This window comes from Nostoc sp. KVJ3 (assembly GCF_026127265.1).
GTDB lineage: Bacteria > Cyanobacteriota > Cyanobacteriia > Cyanobacteriales > Nostocaceae > Nostoc.
The window spans coordinates 1,163,979-1,188,096 of sequence record NZ_WWFG01000001.1 but is presented as its reverse complement, the minus strand read 5'-3'; the positions used below and the strand labels follow the sequence as shown (position 1 = coordinate 1,188,096).

17 protein-coding genes and 3 tRNA genes are annotated in these 24,118 nt (G+C 41.5%); 6 read left to right on the top strand and 14 right to left on the bottom strand.

The window, feature by feature from the left end:
* Nucleotides 1–77: 77 nt before the first annotated feature.
* Nucleotides 78–2,402: a tetratricopeptide repeat protein gene (locus GTQ43_RS04900; protein WP_265271148.1), complete on the bottom strand. Its 2,325-nt coding sequence runs from the start codon at nucleotides 2,400–2,402 to the stop codon at nucleotides 78–80.
* A gap of 275 nt (nucleotides 2,403–2,677) precedes the next feature.
* Between GTQ43_RS04900 and GTQ43_RS04895 the strand changes: the two genes are divergently transcribed.
* Nucleotides 2,678–3,529 carry a peptidoglycan-binding domain-containing protein gene (locus tag GTQ43_RS04895; protein ID WP_265271146.1) on the top strand — a complete coding sequence of 284 codons (852 nt, stop codon included), beginning with the start codon at nucleotides 2,678–2,680 and terminating at the stop codon, nucleotides 3,527–3,529.
* 49 nt (nucleotides 3,530–3,578) lie between these two features.
* Here GTQ43_RS04895 and GTQ43_RS04890 read toward each other — a convergent pair whose 3' ends face one another.
* From GTQ43_RS04890 to GTQ43_RS04870, 5 genes are all read right to left on the bottom strand, one after another.
* Nucleotides 3,579–3,752: a hypothetical protein gene (locus tag GTQ43_RS04890; protein WP_265271145.1), complete on the bottom strand. Its 174-nt coding sequence runs from the start codon at nucleotides 3,750–3,752 to the stop codon at nucleotides 3,579–3,581.
* A gap of 29 nt (nucleotides 3,753–3,781) precedes the next feature.
* Nucleotides 3,782–4,558, bottom strand: a complete 777-nt coding sequence (locus GTQ43_RS04885; protein ID WP_265271143.1) for a hypothetical protein — start codon at nucleotides 4,556–4,558, stop codon at nucleotides 3,782–3,784.
* Between the two features lie 60 nt (nucleotides 4,559–4,618).
* On the bottom strand, nucleotides 4,619–6,223 hold the full coding sequence (locus tag GTQ43_RS04880) for a TROVE domain-containing protein (protein WP_265271142.1): 1,605 nt from the start codon (nucleotides 6,221–6,223) through the stop codon (nucleotides 4,619–4,621).
* 37 nt (nucleotides 6,224–6,260) lie between these two features.
* A tRNA-OTHER gene (locus GTQ43_RS04875) sits at nucleotides 6,261–6,387 on the bottom strand.
* A 59-nt stretch (nucleotides 6,388–6,446) separates the two neighbouring features.
* A tRNA-OTHER gene (locus GTQ43_RS04870) sits at nucleotides 6,447–6,576 on the bottom strand.
* Between the two features lie 438 nt (nucleotides 6,577–7,014).
* On the opposite strand from GTQ43_RS04870, the gene GTQ43_RS04865 reads away from it, so the two are divergent.
* Entirely contained in the window at nucleotides 7,015–7,737 is a 723-nt protein-coding gene (locus tag GTQ43_RS04865; RefSeq protein WP_265271140.1) for a hypothetical protein, read from the top strand.
* Nucleotides 7,738–7,785: 48 nt separating this feature from the next.
* Here GTQ43_RS04865 and GTQ43_RS04860 read toward each other — a convergent pair whose 3' ends face one another.
* Complete coding sequence (locus tag GTQ43_RS04860) at nucleotides 7,786–8,916, bottom strand: quinone-dependent dihydroorotate dehydrogenase (protein ID WP_265271138.1); 1,131 nt, start codon at nucleotides 8,914–8,916, stop codon at nucleotides 7,786–7,788.
* Nucleotides 8,917–9,135: 219 nt separating this feature from the next.
* On the opposite strand from GTQ43_RS04860, the gene GTQ43_RS04855 reads away from it, so the two are divergent.
* Together GTQ43_RS04855 and GTQ43_RS04850 are read left to right on the top strand one after the other, a co-directional pair.
* A complete protein-coding gene (locus GTQ43_RS04855; RefSeq protein WP_265273670.1) occupies nucleotides 9,136–9,450 on the top strand; it encodes a GNAT family N-acetyltransferase in 315 nt (104 codons plus the stop codon).
* Between the two features lie 205 nt (nucleotides 9,451–9,655).
* A complete protein-coding gene (locus tag GTQ43_RS04850) occupies nucleotides 9,656–12,583 on the top strand; it encodes a GAF domain-containing protein (RefSeq protein ID WP_265271136.1) in 2,928 nt (975 codons plus the stop codon).
* A gap of 78 nt (nucleotides 12,584–12,661) precedes the next feature.
* Here GTQ43_RS04850 and GTQ43_RS04845 read toward each other — a convergent pair.
* The 4 genes from GTQ43_RS04845 to GTQ43_RS04830 form a co-directional block, all read right to left on the bottom strand.
* Nucleotides 12,662–12,732, bottom strand: a tRNA-Gly gene (locus GTQ43_RS04845).
* Nucleotides 12,733–12,782: 50 nt separating this feature from the next.
* Nucleotides 12,783–13,988: a hypothetical protein gene (locus GTQ43_RS04840; protein ID WP_265271134.1), complete on the bottom strand. Its 1,206-nt coding sequence runs from the start codon at nucleotides 13,986–13,988 to the stop codon at nucleotides 12,783–12,785.
* Nucleotides 13,989–14,057: 69 nt separating this feature from the next.
* Nucleotides 14,058–17,582 (bottom strand): response regulator, encoded by a 3,525-nt coding sequence (locus GTQ43_RS04835; RefSeq protein WP_265271133.1) that lies wholly within the window; start codon nucleotides 17,580–17,582, stop codon nucleotides 14,058–14,060.
* Complete coding sequence (locus GTQ43_RS04830) at nucleotides 17,579–17,725, bottom strand: hypothetical protein (RefSeq protein WP_265271132.1); 147 nt, start codon at nucleotides 17,723–17,725, stop codon at nucleotides 17,579–17,581. Before GTQ43_RS04830 ends, GTQ43_RS04835 begins: the two co-directional genes overlap by 4 nt.
* A 925-nt stretch (nucleotides 17,726–18,650) precedes the next feature.
* Between GTQ43_RS04830 and GTQ43_RS04825 the strand changes: the two genes are divergently transcribed.
* Both GTQ43_RS04825 and GTQ43_RS04820 read left to right on the top strand, forming a co-directional pair.
* Nucleotides 18,651–19,256, top strand: a complete 606-nt coding sequence (locus GTQ43_RS04825; protein WP_265271130.1) for a GNAT family N-acetyltransferase — start codon at nucleotides 18,651–18,653, stop codon at nucleotides 19,254–19,256.
* Nucleotides 19,257–19,876: 620 nt separating this feature from the next.
* Entirely contained in the window at nucleotides 19,877–20,440 is a 564-nt protein-coding gene (locus GTQ43_RS04820) for a hypothetical protein (RefSeq protein ID WP_265271128.1), read from the top strand.
* Here the strand turns inward: GTQ43_RS04820 and GTQ43_RS04815 are convergent, their stop codons facing one another.
* From GTQ43_RS04815 to gor, 3 genes are all read right to left on the bottom strand, one after another.
* Nucleotides 20,441–21,586: a histidinol-phosphate transaminase gene (locus GTQ43_RS04815; protein ID WP_265271127.1), complete on the bottom strand. Its 1,146-nt coding sequence runs from the start codon at nucleotides 21,584–21,586 to the stop codon at nucleotides 20,441–20,443.
* Nucleotides 21,587–21,956: 370 nt separating this feature from the next.
* On the bottom strand, nucleotides 21,957–22,592 hold the full coding sequence (locus GTQ43_RS04810) for a YqiA/YcfP family alpha/beta fold hydrolase (RefSeq protein WP_265271125.1): 636 nt from the start codon (nucleotides 22,590–22,592) through the stop codon (nucleotides 21,957–21,959).
* A gap of 83 nt (nucleotides 22,593–22,675) precedes the next feature.
* Complete coding sequence (gor, locus tag GTQ43_RS04805; RefSeq protein WP_265271124.1) at nucleotides 22,676–24,052, bottom strand: glutathione-disulfide reductase; 1,377 nt, start codon at nucleotides 24,050–24,052, stop codon at nucleotides 22,676–22,678.
* Between the last annotated feature and the right edge of the window lie 66 nt (nucleotides 24,053–24,118).

Genomic DNA, 24,118 nt, shown 5'->3' with positions numbered 1-24,118 from the left:
AGCCCACCCTAGGTTATAAGAGGTAAGTGTTTGCGATCGCACTTTTATGCAGTCGTAGCTCCTTTCTTTGCAAATAATTATGGAGAATCAAGAAAAACTTGCATCTCCTGTGCATCCCGTGTCATGCCCAAGTGCTTAAAACTATTAATAACTGTCGTTGACAGATGCTGGGCTTTCTCTGCACTTCCCCACTTTTTCTGCCAACGGGCATGAGAACGTTGATAGCGAGCTAAACGCCGTTTATTTTTGCTGCTTTCAGCTACAGTTAAACCTTGTGTTAATAACTTTTGAGCTTCATCGCGATCGCCTTGTTCAATTGCAATATCAGTCAGCCAATTTTGAGCAGAATTGATCACCCGATGCCAACTAATTTTTTCTGCACTTTTCATCACCTCTTGAAAGAGCTTTTTTGCTAAAAGATATTCACCTTCTAAATAAAGAATTTCAGCCTGATGATAAAGAACGGGAATAAAATAGCGGATGTGCTGTCGTTCCTCTAGATTCGCTTCAATCACCAATTTTTCTTCTACCGTTAGCCAGTGGCGGGCATCTTGATAATCCTTCTGTCTGATTTGCAGCCTAGCCATACTCTCAGCTAAGTCAGCCTGAACGCATAAATCTGCATGGTCACGCAAAATCCACGTCTGTCGCAAAATTTTGTCTGCTTCTTTCAGACTCACAGAGGAACACTCCCGAATTAGTAGCCAGCTTTTGCGGACGATGATTTTTACAAAAGAAGACCATTCACCACGCCGTTCTGATTGTTCTATGAGCCATTGCAACCAATCTAGGCGATCGTCCCAATAAGCATAGAGATTTGCATAGTGGCTTAAGAGAAGCCATAAATCTCTAACTGCTTCATAGTCTTCTTGGTCTTCACACCAATGAAGTACTGCCCGCAGATTTCCTTCTTCTGGTTCTAATTTATTGTAATGTATCCACTTTTCCCAATCTTCTCCGGCATAATTGTGGGCAAAATCAAGATACCATTTCACCCAGCGCCTTCGTGCTTCCTTCTCAAAATCTGGGTAAGCGGCTAATTCTGCTAAGGCATATTCACGAGTTAGAGAGAGCATCTCAAATCGCTTAGTCTCTGGGTTAAGATTCACCAAGGAAAGTTGTTGCAAACGTGCCAAGCCATTATTTACAGCATCAGGAGCAGCTGTTAGTCCAGCAACCTCAGCCACAGCAGCGAGTATAGGAGAGTTAGGAAAAATCGCCAGTGACATTAGTAACTTCTGGGGTGGTTGTTCCTTAATTACTTGGACTGATTGCTCAAAGCAAAAACGAGCTACATCACCTGTAGCCGAAGTTAATCGATCCAATACCGAGTTTAAAGAGTAGCCACTGGATACCTGACCGATGGCATAAACAATAGCAAGAGGGATTCCGCCAGTGCGATCGTAGAGTAGCTTGGAATCCTCATTATTGAGAGTTATACCTTTTTCTTCAGCTTGTTGTCCAATCAATTGCAAACCATCATCAAGAGGTAAATTTCGCAAACGAATGGGCAGTAAGGCAATTTGTTCACGGGTAGTAATTACTACTTTAATGCAAATGGGCAGATTATATAAAAACTCAATAACCTCATCCCTGTCCTCTATAGTCTCCATATTGTCCACAATCAACAATGTTCTCCGTTTCGAGAGAATTTGGCGTACACGATCGAATTGGTCATTAGGAGGAGATTGAATAATTGTCGGGTCGTTTAAAGCATTGGCAATTTCCCGAAAGATATCACGCAGGTTACGCTGGCCCTGTTGCCGCCGAATTATACTATTGGTGGGAATAAGTTCTTGTTGTTTGGCTGAAGTGAAAATAATCGCATCAAACTTGGGTGCGTCAGAAGAGTTTTCGTTACTGGCTTTTAAGCATAGGTAAGCAGCTGCTAACACCAGCGCCGTTTTACCTACGCCACCAATACCATGCACCGTGATCATATGAGCGCCATGTTCTGGCGAAAGGCGTTCCAGTAGCTTTTTCATATCGGCTTCTCGACCGATAAATTCTGTATAGGTTGGTGATGGCAGATTGTGGGGAATAGAGCGGCTATTGGTAGGAGATGCAGCAACACCTCTGCGATACCCATGTCTCTCTAGAATGTAAATAAGGTTGCTTGACCTGACGCTGTTATCTGCTTCTCCTGTCAAACTCTCAATATCTCGATAGATATTGCTCAATCCTACTCTCACACTAGCGTTATCCCTGTACAAATCCTGACCGATCTTCGTCAAGCTATACCCGCAGAGCAACCCAAGTAACAGGTCTTTCTTAGTATTTTGCCTGTATCGCTCTTGAATTCTAGACTCTAAATCAGTCAGTAAACGATCTATATCCCAGTCGTGTAAAACCTTTTGATACCAAGTTTTAGACAGATTCCCACCATCTGACTGATCTGACATAAATATTACCTATTAGTCTGTTGTTAAATGTTGTATTAACAATATTTTAACGGACAAAATTTTGACAGATCGGATTCACAGCATTTAACTAACTAAATTTCGACAAAGCGTTAACAATTTTTTAACTTTGTAATTGGCTGTTAGTAGTGAATTTAGTAAATTAATTTCTAAGTCAATTTTGTCCTTTAGTAGGTAAGAAGTTGTTCCAGATAATGTCCGCTTCTAATCTCTAAAACTTTACCAAACAGTTTTTTTACAAATTACCCAATAAAAGTATGACAAATAAAGCACTCAACTTCCTAAGCATCTTGTTTGGACTCAAACAATCCCGACGTTATTTTCCAGAAGAAAGACAAGTCTGTGTCTTCAATAAACGTCCCATATTATACCGAGGTTTTTCACCCAACTCTGCACAGGAATCAATCAATGAACTGCAAGAGCGACTGGAAGCTCAGGGTTTTCTCTCAACTATTAGTGGTAAATTTGACTTAGAAACAGAAGAGGCTGTTATAAAATTTCAGAAAGCTAATAATCTTCAGGTAGATGGAATAGTTGGGCCACTGAGTTGGTCTTGCCTTTTCTACCCAAAGCTTTACCGTAATCAAAAAAGTATGTCTCCAAAGTTACAGGATGCAGTTAAAGAACTACAAATTATTCTCAATGAAGAAGGATTTTTCAAAAAAGAACCTGACGGGTATTTTAGTCGTGAAACTGAAAGAGGCGTTAAACGCTTTCAAAGAACTTATGGGCTAAAAGATGATGGTATTGTTGGGGCTGCAACTTGGGCTGTCCTTTTGGGAATGCGACAAAAAATAGACAACAAAAGCTTTATCCAGTTAGTTTATTTTCTATCGCCCCAATCCTGGTTTTTATGGGAGCAGTTTTTAATGATCTCTTTCATTATACTGGGTATTTATTATAGCCCCATACCAGGAAATGAACCTAAATTGAGTACAGCCTTAGCAACTGCTTATGGGCTTACCTGTATAGTACCTTTTCTCTTGGAGTGTTTACCAATAAAACCGTCAAAGGAGTCAAACTTACCGCTTTTACAATATGCTCCTTATGTGCTAACTGGTATTTTTTGGAAGCCAATTATTAACTTCTTGGGGACATTGTTTAATTAACCATTTGGTAGTTGAATAAATGATGAGCGATCGCTATTTTATGTTGTTTCTAATTTTCGGGTTGTGCTTGTAAAGAATTGCGATCGCTTCGGGTGGGTATGCGATCGCACTTCTGGGCAGCAACTGCGCTGAAGAAAAAATTCAGCCGATGAAGCCATTGATGCCAGACATGAATTAGCCTTGCACGGTCAAATTCAAAAATCTCTGCTTCTTCACCTGGCAAGGCTACGACAATGAACCTACCACAAAATTCTATTCTCTTTTACGTTTTTTATTTCTGTAAAGTTTTTTGTGTAATGTATAATAATTAACGCCTAGTTCAGCAGCGACTTCTGACATGCTTGTTGCGGAGATTTCACTTTCAAGCCAATCTATAGAAGGTAAATCTAACTTCATACTATTCCAATAGCATTGTCTTGAGCAAAATTTACTATCTCGGCTGTATTGAGGAAATTGTTTTTGACAAAATCCACATATACCAATTTCATGATCTGTCGCTTTTATCCAGGTTTTACAATAGCATTTATGGCATATATCTTTGACGAGCTTTATACTGTTATATCCACAAAGTTTGCATCCTGTATTTTCTCTAAATTTAATCAGCAAATTGCAGTTAATAAATAATATTTCTAATTGTTCAATTTCCAGCCATACTACATTAATACCTAGCTGTTTGTAAGCAGCTTTCTTCTTTAAATATTTTTCTTTATACTTATTGAAATTTAGCATTCCTGCTATTTCAATAAAAGTATCATTAATCTTAAAGTCTGATTTGAAATTTGTATTTGGTACAGGTACTTCATGTGAATGTTCTATGCCTTGTTCATGCAGTACGGCATCATACATTGCCTCATATATAGATCTAAGACCTAATCCTTCTTGACTAATTACTCTGCCAATAAATGGCTTTATACCTCTTTTATTTCTTTCTGCACATACCTTTCTTCTGGCTACATTTAGCTCTCTAGCTATTAAATCATCAGGCTTCGTGCCAAGAGGTAGTGTATCCCAATCAATAAAACCTGTCATAATACCTTCGCTTACAGGTATCAACAAAAGTAATATAACAGGTTTGTAAACTAAAGTGAATTAAATATCGCCACTTGCAATCATCTGTATCATACGCGGTGCTACTGGATCAAATCCGGCAATATCGTATGACAGATTATCATTTGGATCGACAAGGGTGATCTGGTAAGGTGCAAGAGAAATATACACTGCTTTTATATCGTGCTTTATCTTTTGCCGATACTGAGCAAGAGCTTGACAAGGATGTTGATAATTATTTGCCCAGCTTTCTGAATCAGTCCAAAAGCAGACTACATCTGCTTTGAACTTATTCTTAATCATCCAGTCGTAGGCTACAGATGCATCCGTTCCGCCGAAGTTTTGGTTGCTAGCTTTGCGAACCGCAGAACTAAAACTATCTTTGGCACTGATACCTAATTCACGGAATTCTGTAGAAAAGCCGCGAATCATGTAGTTTTTCTCGGCTTTTGCTGTCACCAGTGCCATTGTGGTGGCAATTTCACAACAACTCAGTCCCATATCTGCAACCAAGCTACCCATAGAAGCAGAAATGTCTACGGCGTGCATAAACACTTTACCTGTGGGTTTGACGACATCAAAAGATAATTCAACTGCCTTTTCTAAGATGTCCACAATCCGAGGAACTGGATTCCAAGTTTTCTTACTGTGTCCTAATCTTCCACCAGATTCATAAGTTTTGAGTGCTTTCAAAACATCAATCGGATGAATACGACCTTTACGCAGATGTTCTCTGCGATTAAGAACTTCTTCCACTCGCAGCAAGTTAGCATTTTGATCGGCTCGCAATACACCTAGTTCAGTTAAAGAACCCAAGTTACGCAGCATTGCGCCTATTGGCATTTCCTGAAATAGCAGCTGCCAAGCAAGCTTGTCCATTTTGCCCACAGGTGCAGCCATTTCGTGGGTTAAGCGTCCTTGCAAAATAGCTTCAGGGGTTTGGGTTGGATTCCGCTTCAGCCACTCATACCACCAAATCTGCGCCAACGCCTCTGAGGGAATGTCTGCTGGCAATTCTTCCCAGCCTCTAACTACCCACTCAAATAATTGGCGGTGATTTTCTGTAGGCGGTTTGACATGAAACAACCGCAACGCGTCTCGGTGAGAGAAGCCTTGACGCTGTTGATATTTCAAGAGTTGATAAGCTAAACCCTTGACATCTTCCCTTGAGAGCCAAGTTTTACCAGCTTCCCGCACTACTTTGCCAAATCCCCGCAGAGATTTGGTGTAGTTCAGCCATTCGTAGAAGTGGCTACCAGTGCGAACAACTTGCGGGAAGATTTCACCAAAAGCCTGTTTTGCCTGTGGCGCTTCACCCATCGACAGCAGTACCAAAGCTAATATTGGCGCACTATTATTGATGGCGCGTCCATCGCTAGCATACAAAATTTCTTCTGCTACACGGCTGGGATTTTCGGCAACAGCAAGTCTTACAACTGTGACAAAATCTTCAGTTAATTCTTGTTTGCCGGCGTAGTAAGTGCTTTTTGCTGTACCAACCAAAAGACAGCGACGCAGCATCTTCCAAATACCAGCATCAAACATCCAACCGCCGGAACGTCCTTTAACCATTTCTGCTTCCCGTCCGGGGATAGGTTGATTTTGTGGTGTAGTTGTTTTCTTTTTGGTGAAAAAATTGTAATTCATCGCTCCATCTCCCGGCCCTTGCGGGCAAAAATCAAAGGTGGCAGAGCAGGATTTGAACCTGCGACATCCGGCTTAACAGGCGATAACCCTAATTCGTCGGCCTTTTCAGGCAAGGTGTGAAGAAGGATGTTTTTCGGCGCTCTACCAAACTGAGCTACCTGCCACATAAAATTTTGGATTTGAGATTTTAAATTCAATCCAAAATCCAAAATCTAAAATTAATTGGTGTAGTGGAGCAGGAATCGAACCCGCGACCTCCCGCTTGGTATGCGATAACCCTCAATTCGTCGGCCTTTTCAGGCAAGGTGTGAATAAGGATATTTAGGCGCTCTATCCACTGAGCTACCCACCACATATAAATTTCAAAATTCAAAATTGAAATTTCAGTACGGGCTAAACCATCGCTATCCGCTACTGGTGAAAGCTAACTCCCTAATGAAAGTTGACTCGTATTACAAATGTAGTGTATGTATTATTTGTTGTCAAGGGGCTGACAAGCTAATTTAGAATTATTGTTTTGCAAAGAGAATGTACAAGCAAGCTGTCACTCAGAATTTTGCGGGGATATTATCTGAGATGTATTGCGATCGCTCTTGTCAAAACCCTCTTATTTTCTCTTGAAAAAACTTCTGCCTGATCGCACACCAATCTTAGATAAGCGTATAACACCTACCCAGGAAAGATTTTGCCGACAAATTTGCCGCAACTTTGCCAAAAGATACAAAAAAGTGTCACAATTTTTGCCAAGATATATAATATTATTTCCAAAAATTCACTTGGCAAAAATCGGCATGAGTGAAAAACCCATAGAAGATAACGGCAAGGCTTTTCTCGTTCTACTTTTGCCCATCTCGTTTTTGATTATTTTCCTGGTTGCTACCTGGAGAATTTTACTAGCGCTAATTGTGTTGGTAATTGGCTTCAAGATTTGGCAGGAATATCAATGGCAACAGTGGACTGTGCGAGTTAACCCAATTTTTCATCAATTGGTTCGAGAAAATCAGGGCAGACTTACACCAATGGACTTGGCAATCAAGGGCAATTTTCCCGGAACAACGGCAAAACGCTACTTGGATGGTAAAGCCTCAGAATTTGGTGCGAGTATAGTCAACTCCGAAGATGCAGGGCAGTCTTATTACTTTATAACTGCCAGCATTCTCGGCAATATTCTTGACAGTAGCGAGCCTGTCAAAGAGCTTCCTGCTCAAGCAGTTACTAAAAGTGCGCGATCGCTCCTAGCACCACCACCAAATACACAGGAGGAAGAACTAGAAACCGAATCACTACCACAGCAAATACATGAGGAAGCTAAACGATCGCTGGAAAAACAGTTAATTTTTGGCTCTCTAATTCAATCTGAACTTGCCAAACGGCTAAATGTCTATTCCAGCACGGTTTATAAACGACGAAACGATCCAGAGTTTCCTGAATGGAGTCGCAGTAAAGACCCTGATGGTATTGCCTGGTCATACTCGGAAAAAACTAAAGAGTTTTTTCCAGTGGAGGAAGAATAAGAAGGCAAAAGTTAAAAGGCAAAAGAAAGAACTTGAAAGGTTTACTTTTTACTTTTTATTTTTTACTTCTAAGCCCACAGCTTCGTTGATGGAATTTAATCCGTTTTGTTCTAGTTTGTCAAGCAAGCCTCCTAGAATCCGGCTTACCATCAGTGGGCCTTCGTAAATCCAGCCTGTATAAACCTGGATCAAACTAGCACCAGCAGTAATTTTTTTCCAAGCATCCTCCGAGGAAAAAATGCCACCAACGCCAATAATTGGAATTTGTCCTTGGGTTTGCTGCCAAATAAAACGAATTACCTCAGTGGAGCGATCGCGCAATGGTTCCCCACTAATTCCGCCAGCTTCTTGCTCAGGTGATTTGCCAGTTTGGTCAATCACCTGAGTTTTCAGTCCATCCCGGCTGATGGTGGTATTGGTGGCGATAATTCCCGCCAGTTGGTAGGTTTTAGCCAAAGAAATAATCTCAGCGATCGCAACCCATTCTAAATCCGGCGCTATCTTGACAAAAATGGGTTTATGTGAATTATTTTCTTGTTGTAATAAATTTAAGATAGCACTGAGCATAGAAGCATCTTGGAGCGATCGCAACCCAGGTGTATTAGGAGAAGAGACATTAACAACAAAATAATCTCCCAAATCCTTGAGTAAGCGAAAACTATCGAGATAATCTTGTGCAGCTTCTTCCAGGGGAGTTACCTTCGATTTACCCAAATTTATCCCTATGGGTATTGATTGGGTTAACTCCTGTTTTTTTTGTGTCAAACGGGCCGCCATTGTTGCTGCACCGAGATTATTAAAGCCCATGCGATTGAGAGCAGCTTTATCTAAGGGCAAGCGAAACAAACGGGGACGCGGATTTCCTGGCTGTGTATGAAAAGTTACAGTTCCTAGTTCCGCAAAGCCAAAACCCAGGTTAGACCAAATACCAGCAGCAACTCCATCTTTATCGAAGCCAGCTGCTAACCCTACAGGATTTGGAAAGTTTAGCCCAAACAAATTTTGTTCAAGGCGGGAATCGTACAGACAGAGGGATTTTTTTAAGCGTTGGTTTGCCCAACTTGCAGGGGTTTGCGATAGCCAGCTAAAACTGCGAATCGTCTGCTGGTGTAACCACTCTGGGTCTGTTTTTACCAAATTAAAAAGAAGCGGACTAATTGCAAATTTATAAATATCCATAAGCTTTTATAAAGAATAACTCAGAAGTCATAAGTCACAACTCACTCTGGAATTCTGTACAAGTGGGTCAAGAGTATCGATTAAAACCTTACCTAGAAGCAAAATTAGGATGATTACAGTTCAGGTAGAACAGGAAGTAACTAAGGAAGAGCGGATGACTATCATCCAAATGATTGCCAGTTCAATCAACATTTTTTTACGTCATCTGAGTGGCAACCGATAGCAGTTTTTGCACGAGATGAATCAGGCTTGATTGTTGGTGGAGTTCTGGGTGAAATCGGTTGCAATTGGCTTTATATAAGAGTCCTAGTTGTTCAAGAAGACTTACGCGGCAAAGGGATTGGCAGCAATATCCTTAAAATTGCTGAAAAAGAAGGTCAAAAGCAAAACTGTGTAGGGGTTCATCTTGAGACATTAGAGTTTCAAGCTAAGGAATTTTATGAATCTCAAGGCTACACTGTATTTGCTTTTCAAGAAAACTACCCGATTGGTCATAAAAGATACTTCATGCAAAAGTTATTTAATTTGAGTTAAACATTCAGGAGACAGCTATTTTAAATAGTTCAAATCGCTAGAAAGAGTTAAATAAGTAAAGACACGGAGGTATAACTTAAAATGACGATTAGCTTAACCGCCTATTAAGCTGTTCATATTCAAAATTAAACACTTGTGGCAATATTACTCAGGGTTCTTTTCTGGGCATCTTATATATTACAAGTTACGTTAACCAATAAATCAGATGGGGCAGCCGCAAAAACCTATAGCCGCCGAACAGCAGATCCTCTCCTTGGGGCGCGTTCTCCAGACCCTCAGAGAAGAAGATGATGTTGACGTTCTGATTGAAACTACTATTTCTTATCTTAAGGAACAGTTTGACTATAGACTGATTTGGATCGCTCTTTACGATCGCCTAAATCACATATTATTCGGCAAAGGCGGTATTACACCGGATCGCGACACAAGCTTTTTATACCAAAGGGTTGTTCTCAGTCCTGGGGATTTATTAGAGCAAGTAGTGATTGAACAGCATCCCTTGGGCATAGCTGATTTGCAAACTGAAATTCGCGCTGCCGAATGGCGAACAATTGCCGAAAAATTGCACATCCAAGGAACGATTATTTTACCAATTCGCTATAAAGACCGTTGCTTGGGTTTGCTATTACTAGGTTCAGATCGGTGGGGCTACCTACTGACAGGAGAAGCAAAAGCGCGTTTGATGATGGTTTTAGGTGAATTGGGAGCAGTGCTTTATCAACAGGAGATGCATAAGCAGCAGAAGCAAACCAAACGAACCGATGAACCATTATTAGAATTACTTGAAAATTTACGCAGCCTCAGTAACCTTAATCAAAGACTGGAAGCAGGAGTGCAAGCAACTCATAAATTTGTTTCCCCCAGTCGGACAAACGTTTACTGGTTTGAGCGGGAAGGGCGCTACTTTTGGTGTCGGATGAGCAATCAGCTGGTGAAAATCGATCGCAATTCCAGTACTCAGCAAGCTCCGGGAATGACTGTACAAGACTTGAGCGACTTTTATTATGCTTTAGCAGTTAATCAAATTGTCTCCATTGGCGATGCCCGTAGTTCTTTAAAAAGCCATTTTACAGCAAAATTGCTGCAACGCTTGAAGGTGCGATCGCTCCTGGCGGCTCCGATTATCTGGCAAAAGAACTTACTCGGTTTTCTGGCGGTAGAAAGCAGTGAACCTCGAATTTGGACAGAGGCAGATAAAAATTTCGTTCAGGGTGTGGCTGGTTTAATCTCCCTAATTGCACCTAACGAAAGCATGGAAAGCACTATCAAACAGATTCAAGAGGATGCCCAACTAACTAGTCAAGTTGCCCAAGGTATTTATAGCGAACATGACCTCCACGAAACTCTACACAGCTGTGCTAAAAGAGTTGTAGCTCGACTAACAGCCACCCGTTTTCTGCTATTGCAGTACGATCCTGAGCAAAATAATTATCAATTTATTTACCAAAATCAGCCCCATAATCGCCGACCGTTGACATTTACCCTGAATCCTCTCAAAGACTTAGATGGGCAGCTTTTGCAACGTTCAACGGAAGCGGTGGAAATTGAGAACTTAGATGAAGATTTACGCTTTTTTAACTGGCGGCCGTCTTTACTAGAAAGTGGAGTGCGATCGCTACTTATTTGTAAATGCACTCAAAGTCATATACCAACAGCACTTTTAGTCATTACTCACGAAACCCATCGTTCTTGGACAACTCTGGAAAAGCAATTACTTTGGGCTGTTAGTCAACAGATTGGTGTCATTATTCGTCAGTGGCAATTACATAACCGCACTACCCAGCAGCAAAAAACTTCCCAGGCATTTGAGCAGTGCTTAAACATCCTGACACAAACTCAGAATAGCAAAATCGAGGTCGAGAAAAAGCATTTAGAACGTACAGCACTCGAACAAATAGCATCGATTCTGGGTTGTCCTCTAGCACTACTGCTATCCTGGTCGCCTGGTGAAAGTTGGGCAGAAATTATCCCTGGAGTGATTGACAATACTCAATTTGGGATTTTTGCCGATGTATCTATTTCTATCCAGGCTGAAGCCTTAATTCAGTGGGCACTTGCTACGGAGAGTTACCTGACTTTAAAGGTGGATAATTTACCCTCAGAAACTCGGAAATGGTTAAATACTCCAGACAAAGGTCAAATTTTGGTGATGGCATTACGTACGAATGCTGATTATGAAATTACAGGTGTAGTATTGTTAGCAGACTATCAAGAGCGTCGCTGGTCAGAACAAAACCTCAATGCGATCGCAACTCTGATTTCTCTATTAGCTTGGTGGCGTCGTCAAAAGCAAATTAACCGACTTCTAGAGTCTACAACAGACGAATTACGACAACTCAACTGGTACAAACATCGTCGCCTAGAGGAAATCCAACGAATCACCGCGCTATCCCTAAAACAAATACATGATTTAGGTATTCCTGCTAATGAACTGACTCAAATGCGCTACCAGCTATTGCTCAGACAATTAGACCACACAGCCACCTCCATGAGTGGTATGCTAAAACTTGAAAACTGGCAGCTACATCTCAGTTGGGAAACTATGCCCATAGCCAGTTTACTGAAGCGATCGCTCGAACGGATCGAAATTTTACTCAAACAACAAAAGCTGTGGATTGGTGTACATGGCTTAGGACAACCAATTGATGAGCAAGAATCGTCAAAGAACTCCTCGTTAGCTAGAGGTGTTCCTAGTTCAAGCTCTCAATCCGCAATGGCGATCGCTGGTGATATTGTCAAAATTGAATTAATTATCCATGAATTATTGGTTACTGCCTGTAACCGTTCTCAAATCGGCGGCAGAATTGACATTTGGTGTCGCCGTTTAGATGCTGCGTCAAAACCCGTAAATCCAAAGCAGTCTTCTGCAAGTGCAAGCGTTGAACATCAGATATCCTTAGAACTGTCCATTACATACAACGGTGCGATCGAATCACAGCTACTCACAGAACTACATCAAAATTCACCTAAAGATGTGCTTGCTCCCTCCAAACTTGACCAACCACCAGCTTTACATCTACTGATCTGCCAAAACCTTATGGAAGAATTAGGAGGAGAGTTAAATTTCTATCAATTACCAGATAATCGGGTAGTTAGCCGCTTGCTGTTACCGTTAGTTGGTCAGGATTCTTAGTACAATTTTTCAAAACAGGTGTCTGAAAATAGGCTTGATTAAACTGCACTCTACAAGCACATTTCAGAATTTTTTCTAAGCGGGTGGCGGGAATCGAACCCGCATTAATAGCTTGGAAGGCTATAGTTTTACCACTAAACTACACCCGCAAATTTCCAACTTATTAAGTATAACACAGCTTTTGGAAAAATTCAAGCATCTAGTTGGAATTGGCAGGTTGGATTTTAAACCTTACAAGTAGGTTGCTTGCTTGTTTTTTTGTCTGATCGGCGAGTTCGTAGGCAGGATTAAATCTATTTTTTTGACAAACTTCCTGAAAGGCGAATTGCTCATATATACCCTTTTCGTCCGGTGATATATTCTGATCTGGCAATAATACAGCCTTTGAACATACACCATTTGCCTCAATTATTAAGCTAAATAAAAAATTCCCCGCCTTCAGTCCAGTGTCTCCTGGGATTGAAATTGTAGAATCTTGTTTTGTGCTTTGTGCAAGTTCAGGTAATTTGATGTCCTTCGGTAAATCAGTTCTCATTAATATCGTCTGTTGAGATGGGGTTAAAGGAATCCAGCTAACTATTATTCCCCCTCTCGTGTGAGTTTGTGCAGTAGTTCCGTCATTTTCAGTTCGTGGAGCATGTCCTGTTTGAGTGCGTGGTTCCTGTAGGGGTGAACCATTTTGTTGAGCAAGTTCTTGTTGACGCTGTTGAGCAAGTTCTTGTTGACGCTGTTGAGCAAGTTCTTGTTGACGCTGTTGAGCAAGTTCTTGTTGGCGCTGACGCTGTTGAGCAAGTTCTTGTTGACGCTGACGTTGTTGAGCAAGTTCTTGTTGATGCTGACGTTGTTGAGCGAGTTCTTGTTGACGCTGACGTTGTTGAGCGAGTCCTTGTTGACGCTGACGCTGTTGAGCGAGTCCTTGTTGACGCTGACGCTGTTGAGCAAGTTCTTGTTGACGCTGACGTTGTTGAGCAAGTTCTTGTTGACGCTGACGTTGTTGAGCGATCGCATTTTTATTATTTGTCAATGCTATTGCACTTCTATCTTGACCGCTAGGAACAGGTTTTGCTGTTAACTTATCTTTTAGAACTACTTGCTTTGGTAACTTTACTGCCTGTACCTTTTGAATTGTGGATGGTTGCTTGGGCGAGACTAGCTTTGGTTCAGAGGCAACTTTTCTGCTTCTTGGTTTTGCCTCAGAATAAACCTCTACAACTTCAATTGGAATATTAGCTTGATTTGACTGCTGCCACAAACGGCTAAACTGAGATGAGCGGATCATCCAGAAGGCCAGCAAGTGCAGAGAGATTGAACCCATAACGACAGAGATCCACAAAATTGGTGGGTCACTGTGTCGCCTCCAGACTTTGGCTGGAATTGGGGTTTTATCTGCAACCAATGGTGTCATATTATACAAACTGGAGATCAATTAGGCAGTCTTATTCATTGCTAATGCTCTAAAGTGCGATTCTAAATTTTAACGATTAACCATTACCTCTGGTGTAACGGCAAAGGTCAAGACTGTTTCATCTACTCCTTTAAGTTCTAGCGGACTACCTTTGGTAATTTCTTCTTCCTGCAAATAATCCGCCACAGCAGCAGAAACCAGGATAGTACCAGGAACAGCAGCAGCTTGCAACCTTGCAGCAATATTCACACTTGGGCCAATGGCAGTATAATCAGCCCGTTCAGCGCTACCAAACATCCCCACAACAGCAGTACCTTGGTGGATACCGCAGCGAAACTGGACGCTAGTAAGTCTGTCACCATCGAATACACCTTGGTTTCGCCAGCGCTGGTTCAAGTCAGCTAGTGAGCGGTGCATTGCTCTTGCAGTATTAATAGCACGACGCACCTGTTCGTTGGGAGTTAGTTCTTCCGGCGCTCCATATAAAGCTAAAATAGCATCTCCCATAAATTTATCTACAGTGCCGCCATTGCTAAAGACAACTTTGGTCATGGCTTCTAAATATTCATTTAGCAACTCTGCAACTCGCCGGGATCTCAGAGTATTTGATAGCTGTGTGAAACCCACAATGTCACTAAACAAAACTGTAATTAAGCGTGGTTCTGGGCGTAAATCTAACGTTAAATTTCCGGTTGCAGCTTTTTGCACCAATGCAGCCGGCAAAAAGCGCTTTAGTACCGATTCTGTTAGATAAGTATTTAACTCCACGATTCGCCGCTCGTTTTCCTTTAGTGCTAAGAGATTGCGAACTTCCGCCAAAAGTTCCCGATCGTTAAATGGTTTTGCTAAATAAGCATCCGCTCCATGTTCTGTACCTTCGATGCGGGTTTCTTCGTCAACTTTTGCTGTCAACAGAATGATTGGTATCCCTTTTAACTTCTCTTCTTTGCGGATCATCTGAATCATCTCAAGTCCGCTAATCAAGGGCATCATTAAGTCAGTCACAATTAAGTTGGGTATAATTTCCTTAGCTATGCTGTGACCTTCATAACCATTACGAGCTGTCTGTACATGATAGCCGTTACGACGGAAAATCTCAGACACATAGGTTCGCAAATCTGGGTTATCATCTACAACTAAAATTGAGTGTTGAGTCTTAAATGCTGAGTCTTGAGTATCAATACTGGGGGAGAAGTTTCTTGTAATATCTACAATATTCTCTGTTGTTGGCTCTACCAGTTCTAAATCAGCTAATTCTACGCTAGCGCGGCTCGTGTTCAATTCGACAGTTGTTTCTAGGACTTGCGGTTTTGGTAAATGAGCATTTCCAGTCACAAGCCACAAACTAAAGGTAGTACCTTGACCGTAAACTGATTCCACAGTGACTTGGCCACCATGTAATTCTACCAATTCTTTAACTAAGGCTAAACCCAAACCACTGCCTTCATAGGATCGGTTTGCTGAACCTTCAGCTTGACGGAAGCGCTCAAATAGGTAGGGAATTTGTTCTTGAACAATACCGATTCCCGTATCTTGTACTTGCAATATGCAACGATCGCCTTCAGATTTTAGTCTGACACTGATCGTCCCACCTTCGGGAGTAAACTTCATGGCATTTGACAGCAGGTTGTAAATCACCTTGTCAAATTTTTCCATGTCCAAGTACACCAGAGAGCATTCATCTAACTGGGTGGCCAAATGCAGTCTCTTTTTCTCGCAGTAGGGACGAAAAGATTCGACAATTTGGCTGACAAATTCGACTAAATCGCAGGGATGGAAACTCGGCTGCATTCTCCCTGCATCCAGGCGTTGTAAATCTAGGAGTTGATTTACCAGTCGCAGGAGGCGGCGGGAGTTACGCAGAGCGATCGCACTTTGAGAGTAAGATAATCCTTCACCAGCCAGCACCGCCGACTCTAAAGGCCCTTGAATCAAGGTAATCGGTGTGCGAAACTCATGGGAAATATTTTGGAAAAATTCGGTTTTTTGTTTGTCTAATTCCAGTAAGCGTTCAGCTTGTTGGCGAGTTTTTTCATACAAGTGTGACTGCTGCACAGCGATCGCTGCTTGAGCTGCTACTGCTTTCGCCAAATCGATATCAGACGGCAACCACTGGCGTACTTTTTTGCCTTCATGCAACGTAATACTACCGATGCATCTACCATCAGCCAACAATGGTACAAACATAAGCGATCGCGCTGGCATTTTTAACGGCAAATCAAAACCCTGCACATCTGAGGGAGAATGGCTCACATTCCCAATTACCACAGGTTCATGTGTCTGTAGCATTTGTTGAAGAATTGGATTCTCCTGTATAGATGCTTCAGAATAGGGCAATCTCGGAGCTGTTAAGTGATGATTGCTGCTTGAATGATTGTCTGGGGGTAGCGATGCCTGGGTTGGGCTGTGCCGCAAATTTTCCAAATTTTGAAAACTGTCATACAAACCCACACACTCAACAAACTCATCTTCTTCTGTCCACAAAGACAGGACGCAGCCATCGACTTGTAAGGCTTGTCCCAGTTGTTGAGTGATCGCCGCAAAGATATCTTGGGGATCTAGACTAGAGCGAATCGCGCTAGTAATCGTATTAATTAAGCTTTCTCGCTTGGCAAGGGCCCGTACTTGTTCGTAAGCATAAGCTTGAGACAAAGCTAAAGCTGCCTGATCCGCTACCATCAACACTAGCTGCACCTCATCCTCTCCCCAAAAGCGAGGTACAGAACACTGGTGTAGTGCCAGCACTGCCATCAGTTCTTGTTGACAGATCAATGGCACAACTAAACTAGAACAAATGTTAGCAGCAATAAAAGCTTCCCCACGTTGGTGCATTTCTGGTGTATCACCGTGAATGCGCTCATCATCAGTTACATCATGAATTACCTGGACTTCGCGGGTTTCCCACACCGTCTGAGCTAAAAGAGGCAGAGGGTTAGAGGGAGAGAGGGGAAGTCCCTCTGCTGATGTGTGTTCCCCTGCTTCTTCAGAAAGAGTCTTCTGATAAATAAATCCTTTATCCGTTAACTGCTCATCTTGGAAGGGACGCAACAGACAGACATCCACCTCTAACATATGGCCCACTGTATCTACAATTGCCTGCAAAATTTGGCGATAGTCTAAAGCACTACGAATTGTATTTGTGACGGTATTCAGCAGCGACTCTTGTCGAAGTGTGCGAGTAAGTTCACGGGTGCGGGCTTTGAGGACGTTGTGGGTATCCAAAGCTTGGCGTACCACTCCTTTAAGTTCCTCAGCTTCCCACGGTTTAGTAACATATTTAAAGACCTTGCCAGCATTGATTGCTTCCACCAAGTCTTCGACATCGGTGTAGCCAGTTAAAATAATTCGGATAATATCTGGATATTGAGTTGCTGTCAGGCTTAAAAATTCTGTACCGCTCATCATCGGCATTCGCTGATCGGAGATGATCACCGCGACCTCTCCCTCTTGAGCTAGCAGATCGAGGGCCGCAGGGCCAGAGGTTGCCCTTAGCACCTTATAGTCGCGATAGAAGGTGCGGTAAAGCAAGTCAAGGTTGTCTGGCTCATCATCGACAACCAAAATTTTAGGCTTACTGTTTGCTTGGGATTTCATGCACCGCTTTCCTGCTGCAACGGCAGTCGGATAAAGAATAATCTGATCAGGTAAGGATTTTTCTGAGTCAGGTAAGAGCAGAGCATTTCGACTAATAGGGCTGCTTGGCTACATGACTGCTGAGTGTGGGAGGGTTTACTCACAGTAATTCATCTCAGTGGCTTATGCCTATTACCGTTTGTTTTGGTACAGTTTAATTGCTTTCATAGTCAGTTTTAGGGTATAAAGTCGATGCTTGCTAGCCAAATCTTCCTCCATCTCCTGTGAGTAATGGTCTGATACTACATACAGCGCTCATAGCTAGCTGAAAAAACCAGATGAAGCTGCATATTAAGTTTTCCCCACGGAGCAGTTGTAATAACACTTGCAGGTAAATTTTATTTATGGTAGTCATGGTAGAGTCAGAAATATCAAAATAATAAGATTTAACAGCCAAAGTATACTATTAGACAAACACCTCCTTCTAATTTAGCAATTAGAACTATCATTAAGACAAGTGGTGGTAATTGAAAAGTTGGGTCTTATGAAATTAGTGAACCTTGCAGATCCTTACCCCAGTGGCTGTACAGCTTGTTCCTATGACTTAGTAGCAAGGTAGCAAAGTCGTGTTAACGTAGCAGCAATTGCAAAAACAATTTCAGTACTGCAAGTAAGGGGGGTTAAAACCAGAATTTGCCGTTGGTGTACTTACCTAACAATTTTGTAGTTGCTGCCTATTGGCAGGTTATGCTATTTTTCTGCCCATTTACCTTAACCTGTGCCAGTTGACAGATGTTTTTGTGGTAAGCAGACTGAAATATACCCCCTATCTAAAGCAAGAGATGCACCTGAACCTACTGAACCTAAAGATTGTAGATTTATGAAGCTGTAACCTCTAAGACTCTTTCAAAAATGTTATAAAACCCGAAACTAAAGTGTAAAACTTTGTATGCTCCACCAGCACAAGCTAATTAGCAATCTTAATGTCAGTTGAGTCTGCCGGGTAGATATAAGGTTTTTACTGAGTTTAAATAGTGTTTGAGGGGCTTGAGAAAATTTTCGTTCAATAAAATCAATACTAAACTAGCCTTGAAATATCGGTTTTTTTATCCATGCCAGCAACAGCCAATCGATCCAGCTTGCTGCCAATTTCAAATTCGCACAGCTACATCTGCTGATTTAATCGGTGTTGCTCAAATTATTGCTGAAAGCTTTCACTCCCAAAAGGGTATGTGGGGATGGGCTTTTCCATTGCTACGTCTGGGTATTTACGAAGATTTAAGACATCGGATGGTGTCACCTCCACCTCGTCATATTTGTTTAGTCGCCTTTGAAGCTACTAATGGTGTCGCTAATAATTTAGTAGGAAGTGTGGAATTAGGTGTACGTTACAGTGATTCGTGGAGCCAAGCTGGTATGGGTTTTCCTTACTTATCTAATTTAGCGGTTCACCCAAAATATCGTAGACATGGCGTGGCTTCAGGGTTACTGACTAGCTGTGAAAAAGTCTCTCGTGAGTGGGGATTTCAAGACTTATATCTCCACGTTTTGGAAAATAACCATCAGGCAAGACAACTTTATTTCAAGGTGGGATATCGAGTGCATAAAGTAGAATCGAATTGGAATGCATTTTTACTAGGACGCTCAAGCCAGATGCTATTACACAAACGTTTGAGTACAGATTCTACTATCTAAATTTTTGGCAATTTTGATATTGTAATTAGTTTAGTTTAGAGAAAATTTACAATCTATATAGGTACTCAGAGGAGAAACTAACCTAGTCAGAAAAATCAGCTAATATGAGCTAAATGTAGCTAAATAGCTGGATATATAGCTTTAATAATAATTCTTGAAGGATATATTTTATTTAGATTTTTACGGATATTCTTATTTCTTGTATTAATCAAAATATAACTTTAGAAAACTTCACTTAAATGGAAATTTTTGTCTTGTTTAATTTATAATAAAAAAACAAAATTAGAGTACTTTGTATAGATAAGTAAATTTCTTAAAATAAAATATGGCTATCCGATTAATATCAGGAAATCAGCGATCCCTCATAAGAACTTTGTAATTAAGATATTCATCTTTATAAAAACTTTAAGAAAACACTCTCGGAATTTGGGGACAAATCTAGTTATATCTCATAAAATATAATCACTCGATTACTAAACAATGCGTATTTATTACTATCCTAGTTAAATTGACCAAAAGACTCTTGATAAGAAAACAATTCAAAAACCTGATTTGACATAAGAGCTAATTCTGTTTTAAAAGTGCATACTACTACCAAATTCGTTGAAAGTTTAAAAAACATGGATAGCGAACAGCATCGGCGCTATCAAACCTCTATGGTATCAACTTATTACCCTGAAACTCGTTTCCTTGACTCTATTGTCATGCAAGACGGAACTGAGCAATCGCAAGGCTCGGATATCCTTACACGTTTACACAGTGGAGAAGTTTTCATCGTCAATAGTCGTAGGCGGAATGGATTAATTCTCTTTAAACGCTACCATGCAGAGTTTGCTGGGCCTGGGGCTGCTGTAGGTGGGGATTACGATTGTGATTGCCAAAGGGCACTGCCCATAGGTAATCTGTCTAATCAGTTTTTATTAACTCCTGAATCTAATGAAGAACGCCAGAAGGCTTACTTGATTAGGCGACAGTGGATTCGATTGATCAAACAAATTACAGAAAACCCAGTGCCTGGGCAGCGAGTTCAGAAAATTCTCGATCAATTTGAACAATACTTTCCACCAGAAATAGTGGCTCTTTTGCCGGATGTTGCTTTTGCTCTTTTAGTCGGTGTGCTGCCACAAACAGTAGGAATAGTACGTCGTTTGGGCAGTGAAATGGACAACCGCTTTAATTACTGACTAAAATTCTAAATCTGCCAAAGCAGCTTGGACTCGATTAACAGTACGGGCGTTTTCTTCTATTGTCCCGACAGTAATTCGCAATCCTCCACTAATGTGTCGCACAAGAGTGCCCATTGTCCTAAGTTTCTGGTGGAGAGTTTTTAATGCCGCATCTTCTGAATTTAAGCCATTTAGTTTCAGGCGTAGGTAAATAAAGTTAGCATTACTTGCGGTAATTTGTAATTCTGGTTGTTGAGATAAGATTTCGATGAGTTTGGCTCGTTCACTCAGGGTTTGGGAAATTGACTCTAGCAAAAGTGGGCGGTTTTGTAAAGCAAGTAATGCTGCTGCTATGGAAAAGCTGGGGAGATTGTAAGGTAAGCGAACTTTTTCTAAAATGGCGATCGCTTCGGGATGAGCAACGCAATAACCAATACGGAGAGATGCCAGTCGGAAGGCTTTAGAAAAAGTACGTAATATTAACCAGTTTGGGCGCTGTGCTAATTCACCGACTAGGGTAGTTTGACTGAATTCAAAGTAAGCTTCATCAATTACTACCAAAATATCCTGACTGAGACTTCTTAACCATGTCAACTCTGCCGCTGTTAAGCTATTGGCTGTCGGCGAATTGGGATGTACTACAAAGACTACGCGAATGGGGGGATTTTGAGTTTGTTCGATCGCAGACTGTGCAGCTTTTAAGTCAATTTCAAAATTTGTTTCATTTCTCCCCACCGCCACTACAGGAATGCCCAAAGTTTTTGCCAAAATTCCGTACATGGAGAAAGTGGGATTGGCAACTAAAATTGAACCTTCTCCTCCTAGACAGGTGGCGATTAATAAAGAACGGATTAGTTCATCTGAACCATTGCCTACAGAAATATTGGCAGCAGTATTGGATAGCGGGAGGGCGGCTGATTCATTGACGTATTCTGCGATCGCATCCTTAAGTGTTTCATGTCCACCATCAGGATAACGATTTGTTTCAATTACTTGCTGATACGTCCAAGCTAGTTTCTCTTTTAACTCAGGTGGTAAATCATAAGGGCTTTCATTTGTATCCAGCCGATCTAACTGTATGGGGACAGAATCAGCTGTATCACTACTGGGGTGGGGTTTATAGGCGGTAAATTGGGCTAAATCTGACCGGATGAAGGGAAGCATATCAATTTTGGATTTTGGATTTTGGATTTTGGATTTTAAGTCAATTGAGTAAGTCAGTACAAATAAACCTAACCAGGTAACAGAATGTAAAAACTAAGTAGGTGGGTGGGAAAATTTATAACTATGTCATTGCGAATACAGCAAAGCGAAGTAAAGCAATCACAAGGGCTTCAGGGTTTTTATATTTCGTTACATAGTTAGGTTTATTTAAACCAACCTACTGATAAGACCTTTGTGTTCGCGAAGCGTGTCCGAAGGACTTATGCTTCATTCCACTTCTTTACATTCGCAATGACATACATTGAAATTTTCATGCCGACTTACTTACTGAAAAATATTAGGTTAGGTATGAGTCTAATATTTTACAACTTCAAGGTAACTGGCAAAAGAGGCGAATTGTCTGCCAAATTTCTTCCATAACATTACCCAAAGCGTGGTCACTGTCAAGTTCGACTAACTCCACCCAAGAACGGCAACGCGCAAAGTCACGGCTAGCTTCGATGGGAATAACTTCATCCTTTTTCCCATGCAAAATCAGGGTGGGGATAGGACGTTGTAAAAGCTTTTCTTGGTATTGGGCAGCATCTGTAACAAAATCGTAACTTAAAGGAATTGATCGCTTCTCTCCATAGTGGTAGACCATAATATATTTTTCTTGCTGCCAACGTTGTACTTCTTCATCGCCTAGCTTGGGCAACCAATGGGATAAAAACCCAAAAGCTGGTGCTAGCAGCACAAGACGTTGTATTTGTAAATATTGCTGTCCTAAGTGGGCGGCGGTTAAACCACCTAAACTTGAGCCAATTAGCGTTATTGGTGTAGAATCGTTACTGAATTCTGCGGCAACTTGAGCAAGCTGACGGGTGATTGTCAACTGCGAAAAATCACCAGCATTCAAATCGGGAATTTTTAGCTTTGTATGAATTTGGGTAAAGCGATCGCCTATATCCTGTGCTTTTGCAGAATTAGGACTAGAAGCGAAACCGTGAAGATATATATATTGCAAAGCTTTAGGAGACGCGATAAATCGCGTCTGTACAAGAATTAGGAGTAGAGACGCGATTCATCGCGTCTGTACAAGAGTTGGTATTACCGCATTGTGACAAATTCTTCGGCTGTTGAGGGATGAATACCAACGGTGGCATCAAAGTCTTTTTTAGTTGCGCCCATCTTGAGTGCGATCGCTACACCTTGGATAATTTCAGCTGAACTATCACCCACCATGTGAGCGCCTAGCACTTTGTCAGTGTTGCTATCAACCACCAACTTCATCATTGTTTTTTCTTGCTTACCAGTCAAAGTGTAATACATGGGGCGGAAGCGAGTGCGATAAATTGTTACGCCATCACCGAGTTTTTCGCGTGCTTGGGCTTCTGTTAAACCTACTGTTGCGGCTTCTGGGTTAGAAAATATGGCTGTGGGAACAGTTTCATGACTGAATTCGCGGCGGTTATTGCCGAATTCACTGTCTGCAAAGGCGCGACCTTCGCCAATGGCGACGGGAGTTAAATTGATTCTATCTGTGACATCACCAACGGCAAAGATATTCGGTTGATTAGTTTGACTATATTCATTCACTGCGATGGCATTTGTGGTTGTGTATCCTGGCCCTTCGATAGAACTAGCGACAACATCAACTCCAGCGTTTTCTAAGCCTAGTTTATCTACATTAGGAGTTCGGCCAGTTGCCACTAAAAACACATCGGCAATTACTGGTTCTTGGTCTTCCCCTGATAAAGTTAGTTTAAATCCTTCTGGCACGGGTTCAATTGCTTTTACCACATTATTCTTAATCAGCCGAATTCCGTGGTTTGTCATTCCCTCTTCAATTTCTGTGCGAATGTCTTCATCAAACCCCTTCAAAATCTTTTCACCCCTGGTAATTTGTGTGACTTCAGAACCCAAACCACGCATAATACAGGCAAATTCTGTACCAATATAACCAGCGCCAAGAATGACAATGTGTTTTGGTTGTTGTTTGAGATGAAAGATTTCGTTAGAGGTAATGCCATATTCCATCCCTGGTAAATCTGGTTTGACGGGACGACCCCCAACAGCAATTAAAATTTTGTCTGCTGTAACTTTGCGTCCATCAACTTCTACGGTGTGGGAATCTAGTAATGTGGCGCGACCAGAAATTAGTTCCACTCCGGCTTTTTCTAAAAAGCTGATGTGTAGTTGCGATAGTCGTCGAACTTCCTTATCTATAGATGTAATAAAATATTCCCAGTCAAACTGTGCATTATCTACTTTCCAGCCATAGCCCGCGGCTTCACTGAACAGTGCAGGAAAGTGAGAGCCATATACCATAAGTTTTTTAGGAACGCAACCACGAATTACACAAGTCCCACCAACTAAATCATATTCCGCGATCGCTACTTTTGCTCCATAGCTAGCTGCCCGTTTGGAAGCCGCCAAACCTCCAGAACCCGCACCAAGTACAAACAGGTCGTAATCAAAAGTCATAAATTTATGTTCTCTCTAGCAAAAAGTTAGTTTCTGGGAACTTACACACAGAATTTTATTGAACTA